This window comes from Nonomuraea sp. NPDC003709 (assembly GCF_040610775.1).
GTDB lineage: Bacteria > Actinomycetota > Actinomycetes > Streptosporangiales > Streptosporangiaceae > Nonomuraea > Nonomuraea angiospora_A.
The window spans coordinates 330,236-344,158 of the sequence record NZ_JBEXMW010000016.1 but is presented as its reverse complement, the minus strand read 5'-3'; the positions used below and the strand labels follow the sequence as shown (position 1 = coordinate 344,158).

General features: G+C 70.7%; 13 protein-coding genes. 7 read left to right on the top strand and 6 right to left on the bottom strand.

Annotated elements, in window-relative coordinates; translation table 11 throughout:
* The first annotated feature begins 66 nt into the window (after positions 1 to 66).
* Together ddaH and rocD are read left to right on the top strand one after the other, a co-directional pair.
* A complete protein-coding gene (gene ddaH, locus ABZX61_RS40715) occupies positions 67 to 864 on the top strand; it encodes a dimethylargininase (RefSeq protein WP_355201942.1) in 798 nt (265 codons plus the stop codon).
* A 2-nt stretch (positions 865 to 866) separates the two neighbouring features.
* Positions 867 to 2,081 (top strand): ornithine--oxo-acid transaminase, encoded by a 1,215-nt coding sequence (gene rocD, locus ABZX61_RS40710; RefSeq protein ID WP_350725024.1) that lies wholly within the window; start codon positions 867 to 869, stop codon positions 2,079 to 2,081.
* Positions 2,082 to 2,285: 204 nt separating this feature from the next.
* Here rocD and ABZX61_RS40705 read toward each other — a convergent pair whose 3' ends face one another.
* The 4 genes from ABZX61_RS40705 to ABZX61_RS40690 all read right to left on the bottom strand — a co-directional run bounded on the left by ABZX61_RS40705 (position 2,286) and on the right by ABZX61_RS40690 (position 6,498).
* Positions 2,286 to 3,569, bottom strand: a complete 1,284-nt coding sequence (locus ABZX61_RS40705) for a CU044_5270 family protein (protein ID WP_355201939.1) — start codon at positions 3,567 to 3,569, stop codon at positions 2,286 to 2,288.
* A complete protein-coding gene (locus ABZX61_RS40700) occupies positions 3,562 to 4,140 on the bottom strand; it encodes an RNA polymerase sigma factor (protein ID WP_350725021.1) in 579 nt (192 codons plus the stop codon). Before ABZX61_RS40700 ends, ABZX61_RS40705 begins: the two co-directional genes overlap by 8 nt.
* A 91-nt stretch (positions 4,141 to 4,231) precedes the next feature.
* A complete protein-coding gene (locus ABZX61_RS40695; RefSeq protein WP_355201936.1) occupies positions 4,232 to 4,945 on the bottom strand; it encodes a class I SAM-dependent methyltransferase in 714 nt (237 codons plus the stop codon).
* A gap of 5 nt (positions 4,946 to 4,950) precedes the next feature.
* Entirely contained in the window at positions 4,951 to 6,498 is a 1,548-nt protein-coding gene (locus ABZX61_RS40690) for an alkaline phosphatase D family protein (protein WP_355201933.1), read from the bottom strand.
* A 206-nt stretch (positions 6,499 to 6,704) separates the two neighbouring features.
* Here ABZX61_RS40690 and ABZX61_RS40685 point away from each other — a divergent pair, with 206 nt between their 5' ends.
* Positions 6,705 to 7,982 (top strand): Glu/Leu/Phe/Val dehydrogenase, encoded by a 1,278-nt coding sequence (locus tag ABZX61_RS40685; RefSeq protein WP_350725016.1) that lies wholly within the window; start codon positions 6,705 to 6,707, stop codon positions 7,980 to 7,982.
* Positions 7,983 to 8,100: 118 nt separating this feature from the next.
* Here ABZX61_RS40685 and ABZX61_RS40680 read toward each other — a convergent pair whose 3' ends face one another.
* Positions 8,101 to 9,096, bottom strand: a complete 996-nt coding sequence (locus tag ABZX61_RS40680; protein WP_355201930.1) for an MBL fold metallo-hydrolase — start codon at positions 9,094 to 9,096, stop codon at positions 8,101 to 8,103.
* Positions 9,097 to 9,171: 75 nt separating this feature from the next.
* Here ABZX61_RS40680 and ABZX61_RS40675 point away from each other — a divergent pair, with 75 nt between their 5' ends.
* Positions 9,172 to 9,798 carry a TetR/AcrR family transcriptional regulator gene (locus ABZX61_RS40675; RefSeq protein WP_355201928.1) on the top strand — a complete coding sequence of 209 codons (627 nt, stop codon included), beginning with the start codon at positions 9,172 to 9,174 and terminating at the stop codon, positions 9,796 to 9,798.
* Positions 9,799 to 9,888: 90 nt separating this feature from the next.
* Here the strand turns inward: ABZX61_RS40675 and ABZX61_RS40670 are convergent, their stop codons facing one another.
* Entirely contained in the window at positions 9,889 to 10,335 is a 447-nt protein-coding gene (locus ABZX61_RS40670; RefSeq protein ID WP_350725011.1) for a MarR family transcriptional regulator, read from the bottom strand.
* 49 nt (positions 10,336 to 10,384) lie between these two features.
* Here ABZX61_RS40670 and ABZX61_RS40665 point away from each other — a divergent pair, with 49 nt between their 5' ends.
* Genes ABZX61_RS40665 through ABZX61_RS40655 form a run of 3 tightly spaced genes read left to right on the top strand, consistent with a single transcriptional unit; the run spans position 10,385 to position 13,884 of the window.
* Positions 10,385 to 11,464, top strand: coding sequence for a substrate-binding domain-containing protein (locus ABZX61_RS40665; RefSeq protein WP_355201925.1), 1,080 nt, complete (start codon positions 10,385 to 10,387; stop codon positions 11,462 to 11,464).
* A gap of 51 nt (positions 11,465 to 11,515) precedes the next feature.
* On the top strand, positions 11,516 to 12,883 hold the full coding sequence (locus ABZX61_RS40660) for an APC family permease (RefSeq protein ID WP_355201922.1): 1,368 nt from the start codon (positions 11,516 to 11,518) through the stop codon (positions 12,881 to 12,883).
* Positions 12,880 to 13,884 (top strand): acetamidase/formamidase family protein, encoded by a 1,005-nt coding sequence (locus tag ABZX61_RS40655; protein WP_355201919.1) that lies wholly within the window; start codon positions 12,880 to 12,882, stop codon positions 13,882 to 13,884. Before ABZX61_RS40660 ends, ABZX61_RS40655 begins: the two co-directional genes overlap by 4 nt.
* The last annotated feature ends 39 nt before the right edge of the window (positions 13,885 to 13,923 follow it).

The following is a 13,923-nucleotide window of genomic DNA, read 5'->3' as shown; positions in this document are numbered from 1 at the left end:
GCATTCTTAGGCTGTCTCCGTCCCTTCGAAAAGGACATCCACCCATAAACCTCGACGGAGACCTGCATGCCCAAACACTTCTTGATGTGCCGTCCGGACTACTTCACGGTCGAGTACGCGATCAACCCGTGGATGGACCCCGAGGCCGGTGCGGACCGCGACCTGGCGGTCCGGCAGTGGGAGGGCCTGAAGGCGGCGTACGAGGAGCTCGGACACCGGGTGAGCCTGATCGACCCGATCGAGGGGCTGCCCGACATGGTCTTCGCCGCCAACGGCGCGCTGGTCGTGGACGGCCTCGTCTACGGCGCCCGGTTCGCCCACGCCGAGCGCGGCCCCGAGGGCCCCGCCTACCTGCGGTGGTTCACCGAGCGCGGCTACCCGGCGCGCGAGCCGCTGCACGTCAACGAGGGCGAGGGCGACTTCCTCACGCTCGACGACGTCATCCTGGCCGGCACCGGCTTCCGCACGGACGTGGTGGCGCACCAGGAGGCGCAGGAGTTCCTGGGCCGCCCCGTGATCACCCTGACGCTGGTGGACCCGCGCTTCTACCACCTGGACACGGCGCTGTTCCCGCTCGACGGGCGCAATGTCGTGTACTACCCGGAGGCGTTCTCCGAGGGCAGCAGGAAGGTGCTGCGCAAGCTGTTCCCGGACGCGGTGATCGCGACCGCCGAGGACGCCGAGGTGCTCGGTTTGAACGCCGTCAGCGACGGCAGGAACGTCGTCATCAACGCCGAGGCGTCGAACCTGCAGCTGGAGCTCAAGCGGCGCGGCTACGAGGCCATCCCCGTCGACCTGTCGGAGCTGCGTAAAGCAGGTGGCGGACCCAAGTGCTGCACACTGGAGATCAGGGGGGAGAACTGACCATGACCACCAGCGCAGAGCTCATCGAGATGAGCGAGCGCCGTAGCGCGCACAACTACCATCCGCTTCCCGTCGTGATCCACGAGGCGCACGGCGCCTGGGTCACCGACGTGGAGGGCAAACGATATCTGGACTGCCTGTCCGGCTATTCCTCGCTCAACTTCGGCCACGGCCACCCGAAGATCATCGAGGCCGCCCGCGACCAGCTCGACAACCTGACCCTGACCAGCCGCGCGTTCTACCACGACCAGTTCGCGCAGTTCTGCGCCGGGCTCGGCGACCTCACGGGCAAGGACCTGATCCTGCCCATGAACACCGGCGCCGAGGCCGTCGAGACCGCCATCAAGGTGGCCCGCAAATGGGGCTACGAGGTCAAGGGCGTCGAGCCCGACCAGGCGAACATCATCGTGATGGAAGGCAACTTCCACGGCCGCACCACCACGATCGTGAGCTTCTCCACCGATCCGGAGGCACACGACAACTTCGGGCCCTACACGCCGGGCTTCCGGCTCGTGCCGTACGGCTCCACCGAGGCGATCAGGCAGGCCGTCGACCCGAACACGGTCGCGGTGCTGGTCGAGCCGATCCAGGGCGAGGCCGGGGTGCTCGTGCCGCCGGACGGGTACCTGAGCGAGATCCGGGAGCTCTGCACCGCGCAGGGGATCCTGATGATCGCCGACGAGGTGCAGTCGGGGCTGGGGCGCACCGGGCAGACGTTCGCGTGCGACTTCGAAGGGGTCGTGCCCGACGTCTACGTCCTGGGCAAGGCGCTCGGCGGCGGCGTCGTACCGGTCTCGGCCATCGCCGCGAACCGCGACGTCCTCGGGGTCATCCAGCCCGGCCAGCACGGGTCCACGTTCGGCGGCAACCCGCTGGCCTGCGCGGTGGGCATCGCGGTCATCGAGCTGCTGAACACCGGCGAGTTCCAGGCCAGGGCCGCCAAGCTGGGTGAGGTGCTGCACGCCCGGCTGCGCGAGCTGATCGGCAAGGGGGTCCTGGAGGTGCGCGGGCGCGGGTTGTGGGCCGGCGTGGACATCGACCCGGAGCTCGCGACCGGGCGCGAGGTGTCGAAGGCGCTGATGGCGCGGAGCGTCCTCGCCAAGGACACCCACGGCTCCACGATCCGCCTCGCCCCGCCCATCGTGGTCTCCGAGGAGGATCTGATCTGGGCCGTCAACCAGCTCGCCGACGCGCTCTACGAGCTCAACACCGCCTGACCCGGTTTCAGAAAGCGGACCCGCCGTACACCGGCGGGCCTGTCGAAAGCCTGACGCGCCGTTCGGGGCCGGGCTTCGCAGGGTTTTTACGGCGGAGCACGGGAGGGCCCAGCCACCGCACGTGGCCGGGCCCTGTCCAGGGAGACGCTTCTCCGGTTCACGGGGCCGGGCGCCGTTACGGCGCCCGGTCACCCGTCTGGGTGGTCATTTGCCTGCCGGGGACGCCTTCGCGGTCGCCGGCGCCGGCTCGTCCGACGGCCCCTCGGTAACCGTCGGCGGCGCGGCGGGCCCGTCCGACGGCTCCGTGCTGATCGCCGGCTCCGGCAGCGCGGTCGGGCCGTCCGTCGCCTCCAGCGAGGCCGTCATGGTCGGCACCGGCTCCGTGACGGCCTCGTCGCTCGGCAACTCCGACGGCACGGCCGAGCTCGTCTCGCCCGGGGCGGGCTCGGCGCTGGACGGGGCGCAAGCCGCCGCCTCTCCCTTGTCCGACGGCGTCGCCTGCGGCAGCACGTCCACCACCGACGTCTTGAGCTGGGCGGTCAGCGCCAGCACGCTCCCCTTGGGAGCCCGGACGAGCCGGCCGTCCACGACCGTCTCCCGCTCCCCCATGAACACATGCGTGGCCGGGTCGAAGATGGCCTGCCTGAGGATGCCCTGGGGGTCGACCCGCCCGAGCGCCACCCCCTTGCGGCCCGACGAGTCCTCCACCCCCTCGGCCACCTGCACGCCGGGGATCGACTTGGCCGCCTCGAAGAGCGCGTCGCGCTGCGCCTTCGGCAGGTACGTCTCCCTGACCAGGTCCGTCAGGTGGTCGAAGGCGGCCCGGTCGTTCTCGTCGCCCTTGGCTTCGGCGGCCACGGCGGGCATCTTGTAGAGGCGTGCCCGCATCCCGGCGACGTCCGTCGGCAGCGTGCTCAGGTAGGTGTAGTCGGTGCGGTTCTCGGCCCGCTGGGAGGGGCAGGACGGCAGCACGTGCCAGTCGGAGCCCTGCCAGTTCCTGGCATCCGCCGGCAGCTGCTCGCCCGGCCACGGCTGAGGCTCGCGGCCCTCGATCAGCAGCAGGCCGTTCGCGCTCCCGTCCACCGACTGCCAGATCTTCCTGTGGGTCCGGTAGAGGTGGCGGGTGGTCTCGCCGCTCTGTCCGGCCGACATCGACCCGTACATGGTGTCGGACTCGATCAGGATGAACTGGCCGGGACGGGGAGCCAGTTCGTCGGACGACGACACGGCGGCCGACTGGGTCACCCCCGTGGCGGGGCCGGTGCTCCCGTGGCCCTGGTTCGTCAGGGCCACGGCCACCCCGCCGACCAGCGCGACCGTGACCCCGAACGCGGCCGCGGCCTGCCAGCCGAATCCGGGCAGGCGAAAGCGGCCCCCGCCACGCGCCTCCACCAGCAGCCGTTCCCGCGCCGTGGCCCTCGCCTCGGCCCCGTACGGCGGCACGGCGGGCCGGCCGTCGGCGAACGTGCGGATCTCGTCCTCATCCATGCTGGGGCTCCTCTGCTGCGAAGGGATCGGTGCCGCCGAGAGCCCTGCGCACCTTGACGCGGAGCCTGTGGAGCCTGGACCTGACGGTGCCGACGGGCACGCCGAGCGCGAGCGCCGCGTCCTCGTACGTCAGGTCCGCCCACGCCACGAGCAGCAGCAGGTCGCGCTCGCCCGCGCTGAGCCGGGTGAGCGCCCTGGCCAGTCTGGGCTGGAGCTGCTCGGCGGTCACCCGATCCGCGCTGCGGTCGTCGAAGCTGCCGGGGCGCTCCACGTTCACCTTGGCCATGGCGGCGGTGCGCCGCCGTTCGGCCCTGCGGTGCTGGGCGACGACATTGGTCGCGATGCCGTATAACCATGGCCTGGCATCGGGCCACGAGCGGTCGTAACGCGCCCGCCGGCGGAACGCGACGAGGAACACCTCCCCCGTCACGTCGTCGGCCAGCTCGGTCCCGAGGCGCCGGGCCGCGTACCTGTGGATCTCGTCGGCGTGCCGGTCGAACAGCGCCGCGAAACTCTCCGGGTCGGCCAGCGAATGCCCGATCAGCGTCGAGTCATCCAGCGTCTCAGGCACATCCTGAACACCCACCACTCTGCCGGTCCTCTCTCATGCGGTCACCCTGTTGTTGACCGCACGCCGGAGGGCGGTTCCACCTTTCTTGTGGCTACGGGAGGCGCCACACCTCCATCCCCTCCGGAGCCGGCTCTGGGGTGAAGCCCGCGCTCTCCAGCTCCGAGACCAGCCGCTCCCGGGCGGGCCAGTGGTTCGTGAGGACCACCTCGTCCTCGCTGATGGCCACGCCGTGCTGCCTGATCCGGTAGACGAAGCGCGTGGTGACGCTCTCCCCCTCGGCCTCCAGCACCTGCCCGGCCACCTCGTACGCGTGCCTGCCGACCTGGTACGACCCCAGGACCTCCAGATCGCCCGGCACCGGCGCGGACCGCTCCCGCCAGTTGAACACCAGCCGCCCGCCCGGCTCCAGCTGCCTGGCCAGCACCTCCCACAGCGTGGCCCGCTCCTCCGCGTCGAAGCTCTGCAGGACGGAGATCATCACGACCGCCTCGACCGGTTCGTCCACCTCCACGTCGAGCGCCCCATAAGGCAGCACGGTCACCCGCCGCAGCGTGGCGGGGTCGGACGCCAGGCGGGAGACCAGGACCGAGCGCATGCCCAGCGACGGCTCCAGGGCGTAGATCTCGGCCGGCGTCTCCCTGGCGATCAGCTCGGTGATCAGGCCGGTGCCCGCGCCGATCTCGAGCACGCTCCGCCGCACCCCCTTCAGCAGCAGGGGAAGCAGCTCCCGCACCATCGGGACATGCCCGTCCTCGTGCCAGAGGTCGTAGAACGGCACGGCGGCGGCGTAATCATCCTTGTGCATGCGCTTCAGCGTAGGCGGACGGAGTCGATCGGCCTGACCGCATCGCCGACGGACTCGTACCAGGTGACCTCGTCGGGCAGGGTCAGCGTGGCCACCGCGTTCTGGAACCAGGGCCCCTTCGTGACCCGCCACCTGAACGGCGGCTTCGGGATGCCCGCCAGCCGCGCCAGCAGGCCGCCGACCAGCGTGGCGATGGAGAACTGGGTGAACACGTTGGCCCAGCGGAGCAGGCGGCTGAGCGGGTTGCGGATCGGCGAGCAGACGATCTGGTAGATCTGCCCGGCACCGGCCTTGGCCAGGTAGGAGTAGTGGACGTCACCCGAGAGGATCAGCACGGGCCGGCCGGCCTTCACCAGCAGCCGGGACAGGTCCTCGAACGAGCGCCGGAACGCCGCCCAGTGCTCCAGGTCGATGCGCTGCCGGAACTTCTCCGACCACCGCCGCGCCAGCCCGCCCCACTTGCCGTCGCACAGGGCCTCGTTCCAGTTCTGCACGCCGTGGACGCCCTCGGGGAGCAGGAACGGGATCGACGAGCCGATGATCAGCCGCTCGGCCGGGGCGGCGACCTGCTCCTCCAGCCAGGCCCACTCCCCCGGGTCGAGCATGCGGCGGTCGCCGGGCGTGAGCTGCCTGGCGCACCTGGTGTCCACCATGATCAGGCGGGCGTTGCCGAAGTCGCGGGCGTAGCTCCAGCGGTTGCTGCTCGGCTCGGCGTCGGCCTTCTCCGCGAACGAGTCCAGGGCCGCGCCGCCGTCGCCGTCCATCAGCTTGCGCAGCAGCGGGTCCTCCGCGCGCTCGGCCGGCGAGAGGTTGCCGAGGTGCTGATAGATCCAGTACGCCCCCAGCCCCGCGACGACGCGGCGCGGCCACCACGGCACGGCGGCCATCTGCTCGCGCCAGGGCTGCGAGCTGTTCCAGTCGTCACGCAGGTCGTGGTCGTCGAAGATCATCGCGGACGGGACGGTGGACAGCAGCCAGCGGATCTCCTCGTCGGTCCAGGCCAGGCGGTAGAGCTCGGCGTACTCCTCGAAGTCGGCGATCTCCCCCTGCGGCTCCGTGCTCCTGCGGGAGCGGATGTATTCGAGCATCGCGGGCGAGGGGTTGTCGGCGTAGACCTGGTCGCCGAGGAGCACCAGCAGGTCCGGCCACTCCTCGTCGTCCGCGGTGGGGAGGTGCTCGCCGTACGCGCGCAGGACGTCGTCGCCGTGGGTGAGGACGTACGTGGCGTCATGCGGGACGCTGGTGCGGCACGAGCCGAACGCCAGCTTGCGCAGCCCATCGGCGGGCAGCAGCCGGATCCGGCTCGGTGGGCGACCCGCCAGGGGCCATACCTGCTCCCCGTCGAGCCTTACCGAATACGACCCGATATCCTGGGAGAGTTCAACGAGATCCACGATCGCGTAGTGGTGACCGTGCACGGTGAAGGTAGGCGACCGGTAAGACCTGCCGTCCGCCTCGATGGTGACCGTGCAGGGCTCGGCGGTCTCCACCCAGATCGAGGCGCTGACGGAGTCCACGTATCGCAGCATCGGCCCCATCACGAGTGCGGGCATCTCACTCCCCGAGATATTCACGATTCAGCACACTGACCGGACGCAAGCCTGCCAGAGTGGCACGGTCCACAGCACCTCGGGATTTCATCGACCGCTAGGCAAGGTCAAACCCTCCGCCTTAGGATGATCGAGACAAGCACGCCCAAAGCGGGAGGCAAAGGCGCTTCTCTCTTAAAAAGGGCGTCATAGCAGGAGGACTCTCTTCCATGAGCATCATGGTGCCGTCAAAGACGCCGGCCCTGATCACCCCGGGCCGTCAGGCCCTCGACTCCGCACTCCACCAACTCGACCAGGCCGCCGAGCAGCTCGGACTCGACGACGGGCTCCGCACGATGCTGGCCACGCCCCGGCGGTCGCTGACCGTCTCGGTCCCGGTCCGGCGCGAGAACGGCCGCCTGGACGTCGTGCAGGGCTTCCGCGTCCAGCACAACGTCTCGCGAGGTCCCGCCAAGGGCGGGCTCCGTTTTCATCCGGACACCGACATCCACGAGGTCACCGCGCTCGCGATGTGGATGACGTGGAAGTGCGCGCTGGTCGGCATCCCGTACGGCGGCGCCAAGGGCGGCGTGGCCGTGGATCCGTCCACACTCACCGAGCGCGAGCGGGAGCGCATGACCCGCCGCTACGTCAACGAGGTCATGCCGCTGATAGGCCCTGAGCAGGACATCCCGGCTCCGGACGTCGGCACCGACGCGCAGACCATGGCCTGGATCATGGACACCTACAGCGTCCACACCGGCTTCCCGGTGCCCGGCGTCGTCACCGGCAAGCCGAAGACGCTGGGCGGCTCGCACGGACGCATGTCCGCCACCTCGCGCGGCGTGCAGATCGCGGCGCTGGCCGCGCTCGGCCGCTCGCCCGCCGGCAGCACCGTCGCCGTGCAGGGCTTCGGCAAGGTGGGCGGGCCGGCCGCGCAGTTCCTGGCCGACGCGGGTTGCAAGGTGGTGGCCGTCTCCGACGCCACGGGAGCCGTGTACGCACGCGGCGGCCTCGACATCCCCGCCCTGGTCGCGTACGCGGCCGAGGCCGGGGGCGTGCGCGGCTTCCGCGAGGCCGACGCGCTGACCCATGACGAGCTGCTGGAGCTGGACGTGGACATCCTCGTCCCGGCGGCCCTCGAAGGCGCGATCACCGAGGCCAACGCGCCCCGGATCCGCGCCCGGCTGATCGTGGAGGGCGCGAACGGCCCCACCACGCCCGAGGCCGACGAGATCCTGACGGCCAACGGCACCACGGTGGTGCCCGACATCCTCGCCAACGCGGGCGGGGTGATCGTGTCCTACCTCGAGTGGGTGCAGAACCTGCAGGCCTACTCGTGGAGCGCCGAGGAGGTCGAGCGCAAGCTGCGCGAGCTCATGCTGGAGGCCTTCGCCGAGGTGAAGTCGGTGGCGGCCGAACGCGGCCTGACGCTCCGGCAGGCGGCACACGTCATCGGCGTGGGCCGCGTCGTCGAGGCCCACCAGCTCCGCGGCCTCTACCCGTAACCACACCTCAGTCCCACCGGCTGAACCAGGGTGGGCGCGCCACCACCGCGCGCCCACCCCTCCCCGAAGAACCCCAGCCCCCTGCGACGGTGGCGCGGACGTAGCCGTGGCACCCGCCCTACTGGTGCTCGTAGAGGCGGTAGGTGGCCAGGACGTTGAGCCGGTGGAGGTCCCGGCAGAGCGCGAGCATCCCCTGCTCGGCCAGTTCCCGCGGCACCGGATAACGGGCCAGGGCCGCCGCCAGGCCGGGATCGAGCGCCTCCGCCCACGGATCGGCGCAGGCCGCGTACGTCTCCTCCAGGCTGCGCCCCGCCCGCACACTGGCCAGCACCTCATCGTGCAGCCGCTCCAGATAGCCGATGAGGGCGTCCACCGCCGCCGGCCCGTCGCCCATCGGGCCGTGGCCCGGGACGATCGTCTCCAGCTCGGGCAGAGCCTCGCGCATCCTGCGCAACGACCCCAGGTACGGCTCAGGACCGCCCTGGAGCAGCATGTGAGCCGTACCCGCGTGACAGACGAAGTTGCCGGTCCACGCGGTACGGGTGTCGGGCACGTACACGACGGTGTCACCCGGACCGTTGCCGGGGCCGAAGTGGTGCAGCTGGACCACGCGCCCGCCGAGGTCGATCTCCGCGTACTCATCGAACACGAGGTCGGGCAGACGCCACGTGGTGACCGCGTCGAGCAGGGCGTCGTCGCCGTACATGTTCGCCGACCTGGTCTGCTTCTCGTACGCGAGGTCGGACATGTTGTCGCGGTTCGTCCGGGACGAGACGACGACGACCTCGTCGGGGAACGCGGCGTTGCCGAAGCTGTGATCGCCGTGGTACGTGGTGTTGACCAGGTAGCGGAGGGGCCGGTCGGTCAGGTCGGCGGCGATCGCCTGGATTTTTGCCGAAATTTCGGGTGTGATCCCGGCGTCGACGACCAGCGCCGCGTCCCGCCCGGCCACCACCCCGTTGTTGTCCTTCGGCGGGAGGCTCGCCATCAACGCGTACACACCCTCGGCGAACGCGTGCGGCACCAACTCCAGGCCCACCGGCGACAGGTTCGGCCCGCCGTAACCGGCCGGCCGCTCGGCGATCTCACGCTCGGGAATCCGCGAAGTGAACATTTCCGCTCCCATCTCTCTCCGTGCCTCTAAACTAATCGAACGAGCGATTATTTTTCAAGGTGATTGGATGTCCCCGTGAGCAGCATCACCAGCGGCCGCCGTCCGGGCCGTCCTTCCAAGGCCGAGGCAGGCGACACCAAGGCCGCACTCCTGGACGCCGCACTGCGCCTGTTCGCGCAGAAGGGGTACGCGGGAACCTCGATCAGGGCCATCGCCAGAGAGGTGGGGTTGAGCGAGAGCGTCCTTTACGCGCACTTCGCCAGCAAGCAGGCGATCTACGACGCGGCCATGTCCCTGGCCGGCCCGCAGGCGGCCGACGTGGCGCTCGACCAGGCCCCGGACGAACCGGCGGCCTTCGTCGAGTCGTTCGCGGCCCGGGTGCTGGCCGCGTGGGACACCCCGCAGTCCAGGCAGGTCATGAGCCTGGTCTCACGTGACGGCCTGATCCACGACGACACCCTCTCCGTGGGCATCGAGAACGTACTGGGCCATCTCGCCGAGGTGTTCGCGCGGTGGCAGTCGGAGGGGCGGATCCGTACGGACCTGGGCACTCCCGACGACCTCGCCTACGCCCTCCTGGCCCCGATCGCCCACGCCCGGCTGCTGTGGCTGCACGGGAACGCCACGGAGGCCCAGCGCGAGCGCGCCCGCGACCGCATCAAGGCCCACGCCGCCCTGTTCGCGAAAACGCTCACCCGCTGAACCCACCACGACAACGGCCCCACCGACGGCAGCGACCCACCGCACCCGCCCGGCGTCGGGGAAGAGCGCGTCACCCAGCGGGACCGGCCGTCAGACGCGGAGCTCCGCGTAGTCGAGGGCCTCCATCAGCCTCTCCAGGTCGCGCATGAGCTGCTCCGTGCGCTCCCGCCCGAACGCCCCCGCGATCAGCCCGTGATGCTCGGCCACCGCCCCGTCCACCCGCGCGAGCAGCTCCGCCCCCCGGTCCGAGACGAACACCGCCACCCGCCGCCGGTCACCCTTGGACGGCCCGCGATAGACCAGCGCCCGGTCGATCAGCCGGTCGATCGCCTTGGTCAGCGTCGGGTGCGGCATCAGCACCGCCTCCGCCAGCTCGCCCATCGAGTCGCCGTGCCCGTCGGCCAGCGCCCGCATGATGCGCCACTGCTCGACCGTGACATCCTCGCCGGCCAGCACCGCGGCCAGCCCGCGGTTGACACTGCGCTCCGCACGGCTCAGCAGGTAGGCGAGTGAGGACCCGAGCCCAGAGGTGGTCATGGAGAAAGGTCCTTTCATCGGAGAGCTAGAACGGAGGATACTCGTCGGCGTGGCGGCGACCGTCGACCCGTTGGAAGCGCGGCTCATACCGTCGGAGTCGATCAGGATCGGCCTGGTCGTGCCCGTGTCAGGGGTGCTCGGCCTGATGGGCCCGTGCGCGATCAACTGCGCGGTGCTGGCCGCCGAGGAGGTCAACGCCGGCGGCGGCGTGCTGGGCAGGCCGGTCGAGCTGGTGCTCATCGACGGCGGCCGGCCCGCGCGCCAGGTGGCGGCCGAGGTGGCCGGGCTGGTCGGCTCGGAGACGGTGCAGGCCGTCGCGGGCGCCCACGCGAGCGACGTGCGGGTGGAGGTCGTGGCCGCGATCGCCGGGCGGGTGCCGTTCGTGTACGCGCCACCGTACGAGGGCGGCGGCCACGCGCCGGGCGTCTACTTCCTCGGCGAGACCCCGGGCAGGCAGCTCGCGCCGGGCATCGAGTGGCTGGCCGGCGCGCGCAAGGCGCGCCGCTGGTACCTGCTGGGCAACGACTACGTCTGGCCGCGCCTGGTGCACGCCAGCGCCCGCGGGCGGCTGCGCGCCCGGGGCGCGAGCGTGGTGGGTGAGAGCTTCGTCCCGTACGGCGAGGCCGTCAGCCGGCTCGACCGGGTGGCGGCCGCGCGGCCCGACGCCATCCTGCTGACGCTGATCGGCAGTGACCTCATGGCGTTCAACCGGGCGTACGCGGCCGCCGGGCTCGGCGCGGCCCGGCTGTGCGGGGCGCTGGAGGAGCACGGCCTGCTGGGCGTCGGCGGGGACGTCACCGGCGAGCTGTACGCGTCCATGGGCTACTTCCGCGACCTGTCCACCGACGCCGGTCTCGACTTCGCCGAGCGGTACGCGGCCAGGTTCGGCGAGGACGCCCCCATGCTGAACGCCCACGGCCACGGCTGCTACGAGGCCGTGGCGATGCTGGCCGCGCTCGCGGCGCGGGCGGGGTCGCTGGCCGTGCCCGCGCTCGACGCGGTCGCCGACGGCACCGAGATCACCAGCGCCCGGGGCACGCTCACGCTGCTCGACCGCCAGGTACGCCATCCCGTGCACCTGGGCAGGGCGGACGGCCTGGGATTCTTTCTAGAGAAACCTTTTCAGTAGAAAGCTTTGGCTCTAGGGTGCGAATCGCCCCCCACGCAGCTAGGAGCCGTAATGAGCACAGTCGAGCAGTTCGGCTACCGCCAGGAACTCCAGCGTTCCTTAGGCTTCGCCGACCTGATGATCTATGGCTTGATCTTCATGGTGCCGATCGCCCCGTTCGGCATCTTCGGCCACGTCTTCGCCGTCTCCCACGGGATGGTGGCGCTCGCCTATGTCATCGGCCTGGTGGCGATGGCGTTCACGGCGCTGTCGTACGCGCAGATGGCCCGCGCGTTCCCCATGGCCGGCTCGGTCTACACGTACGCGGGCCGGGGAATCGCCGCCCCCGTCGGGTTCATCGCCGGATGGGCGATCCTGCTCGACTACGTGCTCGTGCCCTCGCTGCTCTACCTGGTGGCCGGCGTGGCCATGAACTCGTTCGTGCCCGCGGTGCCCGTCTGGCTGTGGCTGGTGGCGTTCATCGTGCTCAACACGGTCGTGAACTACCTCGGCATCCAGATGACCGCCAGGATCACCCGGATCATGCTGGTGGCCGAGCTCGCGGTGCTGGCGATCTTCCTGGTGGTCGGCGGCGTCGCGCTGGCCCAGGGCAAGGCGCAGACCGGCGCGCTCACCCCGTTCTTCGACTCCGCCGGATTCAGCTGGAGCGTGGTCCTGGCCGCCGCGTCGGTGGCCGTGCTGTCGTTCCTCGGCTTCGACGGCATCTCCACGCTGGCGGAGGAGAACCGCGAGGACGCCCGCCGGCTCGGCCGTTCCATGGTGGCCGCGCTGGGGCTGGCCGCGGTGCTGTTCGTGGCGCAGACCTGGGTCGCCGCGCTGCTCACCCCCGGCCGTGACGCTCTGATCGCGAACGACGACCCGGCGGGCAGCGCGTTCTACACCACCGCGGAGTTCGCCGGCGGGCACTGGCTGTCGGTGCTGACGGCCGTGGCCACCGCCGTCGCGTGGGGGTTCGCCAACTCGCTGGTCGCGCAGGCGGCCACCTCTCGCCTGCTGTTCGCGATGGGCCGCGACCGCCAGCTCCCCTCGTTCCTCGCGAAGGTGGACCCCAAGCACAAGGTGCCGGTCAACGCGACCCTCGTGGTGGCCGCGCTCTCCCTGATCATCGGTGTCTACATGAGCACGCGGCCGACCGGCATCGGCGAGCTGAGCTCGCTGGTCAACTTCGGCGCCATGGCCGCGTTCCTGCTGCTGCACGTCTCCGTCGTCGTCCACTACGTCATCAGGCAGCGCAGCCGCAACTGGCTCGCGCACCTGGTCGTGCCCGTGGTCGGCATCGTCGTCCTGGTGGCCGTCGTCTTCAACCAGAGCGTCTACGCACAGTGGGCCGGCGGCATCTGGCTGGCCGTCGGCCTCGTCGTCCTCGGCATCTCGTACGCCCGCGGCCGCCGGCCCGTACTCCCCTCGGAGGTCAAATGAACGTCGTCTCCTACCGTCCCTCCCCGGAGGACCTGAGCTACACCTTCGGGGGCCGCTCGGCCGTCGGCAAGGTACGGCCGGGCACGATCCTGGAGCTGTACACCGAGGACTGCTTCGGCGGCCGCGTGCGGACCGTGGACGACCTGCCGTCGCAGGTGTGCGAGTTCCCCTACCTGAACCCGGTGACGGGCCCCTTCCACGTCGAGGGCGCCGAGCCCGGCGACACGCTGGCCCTGCACTTCGTGAAGATCACACCGGCCAGGGACTGGGCGGTGTCGACGACGTTCCCCCACTTCGGCGCGCTGACCGGCACCCACACCACGGCCATGCTGCAGCCGCCGCTGGAGGAGCGGGTCTGGCGATACGACATCGACCTCGACCGGGGCGTGGCCGTCTACCACGCCCGCAACAGCGACTTCAGCGTGGCGCTGCCGCTCGACCCGATGCACGGCACGGTCGGCGTGGCCCCCGCCGCGAACGAGGCACGCATGACGATCACCCCGGACGCGCACGGCGGCAACATGGACACCCCGGAGCTGCGCGCGGGCGTCACCGTCTACCTGGGCGTCAACGTCGAGGGCGGGATGTTCTCGATCGGCGACGGCCACGGGTTGCAGGGACACGGTGAGGTCTGCGGCACCGCCGTGGAGTCGGCCATGAACACCGTGGTCGCGGTCGAGCTGGTCAAGGGGGTGGCGACGCCGTGGCCGCGGCTGGAGGACGACCTGCACCTGATGTCCACGGGTTCGGCCAGGCCGCTGGAGGACGCGTACCGGATCAGCCAGCACGACCTGGTCACCTGGACGTCGGAGCTGACCGGGCTGGACACGCTGGACGCCTACCAGCTCGTCAGCCAGGCCGGGCAGGCGCCGGTCGGCAACGTGTGCGACACCAACTACACGATGGTCGCGAAACTGCCCAAGGAGTATCTGGGCCGCCCGGCCGCCTACGCGTCGGCGCACGCCCGGCTGCGCGCGCTGGGCTCTCAGTACACAAGTTGAGGTAAAGATTGATGTTGCAGGTCAGAGCACTGATCATCG

What these genes read in the sequence shown, in the direction of transcription:
- ddaH (WP_355201942.1), top strand. Translation starts at nt 67, where the DNA reads ATGCCCAAACACTTCTTGATGTGCCGTCCGGACTACTTCACGGTCGAG.
- rocD (WP_350725024.1), top strand. Translation starts at nt 867, where the DNA reads ATGACCACCAGCGCAGAGCTCATCGAGATGAGCGAGCGCCGTAGCGCG.
- ABZX61_RS40705 (WP_355201939.1), bottom strand. Translation starts at nt 3,569, where the DNA reads ATGGATGAGGACGAGATCCGCACGTTCGCCGACGGCCGGCCCGCCGTG.
- ABZX61_RS40695 (WP_355201936.1), bottom strand. Translation starts at nt 4,945, where the DNA reads ATGCACAAGGATGATTACGCCGCCGCCGTGCCGTTCTACGACCTCTGG.
- ABZX61_RS40690 (WP_355201933.1), bottom strand. Translation starts at nt 6,498, where the DNA reads ATGCCCGCACTCGTGATGGGGCCGATGCTGCGATACGTGGACTCCGTC.
- ABZX61_RS40685 (WP_350725016.1), top strand. Translation starts at nt 6,705, where the DNA reads ATGAGCATCATGGTGCCGTCAAAGACGCCGGCCCTGATCACCCCGGGC.
- ABZX61_RS40680 (WP_355201930.1), bottom strand. Translation starts at nt 9,096, where the DNA reads ATGTTCACTTCGCGGATTCCCGAGCGTGAGATCGCCGAGCGGCCGGCC.
- ABZX61_RS40670 (WP_350725011.1), bottom strand. Translation starts at nt 10,335, where the DNA reads ATGACCACCTCTGGGCTCGGGTCCTCACTCGCCTACCTGCTGAGCCGT.
- ABZX61_RS40660 (WP_355201922.1), top strand. Translation starts at nt 11,516, where the DNA reads ATGAGCACAGTCGAGCAGTTCGGCTACCGCCAGGAACTCCAGCGTTCC.
- ABZX61_RS40655 (WP_355201919.1), top strand. Translation starts at nt 12,880, where the DNA reads ATGAACGTCGTCTCCTACCGTCCCTCCCCGGAGGACCTGAGCTACACC.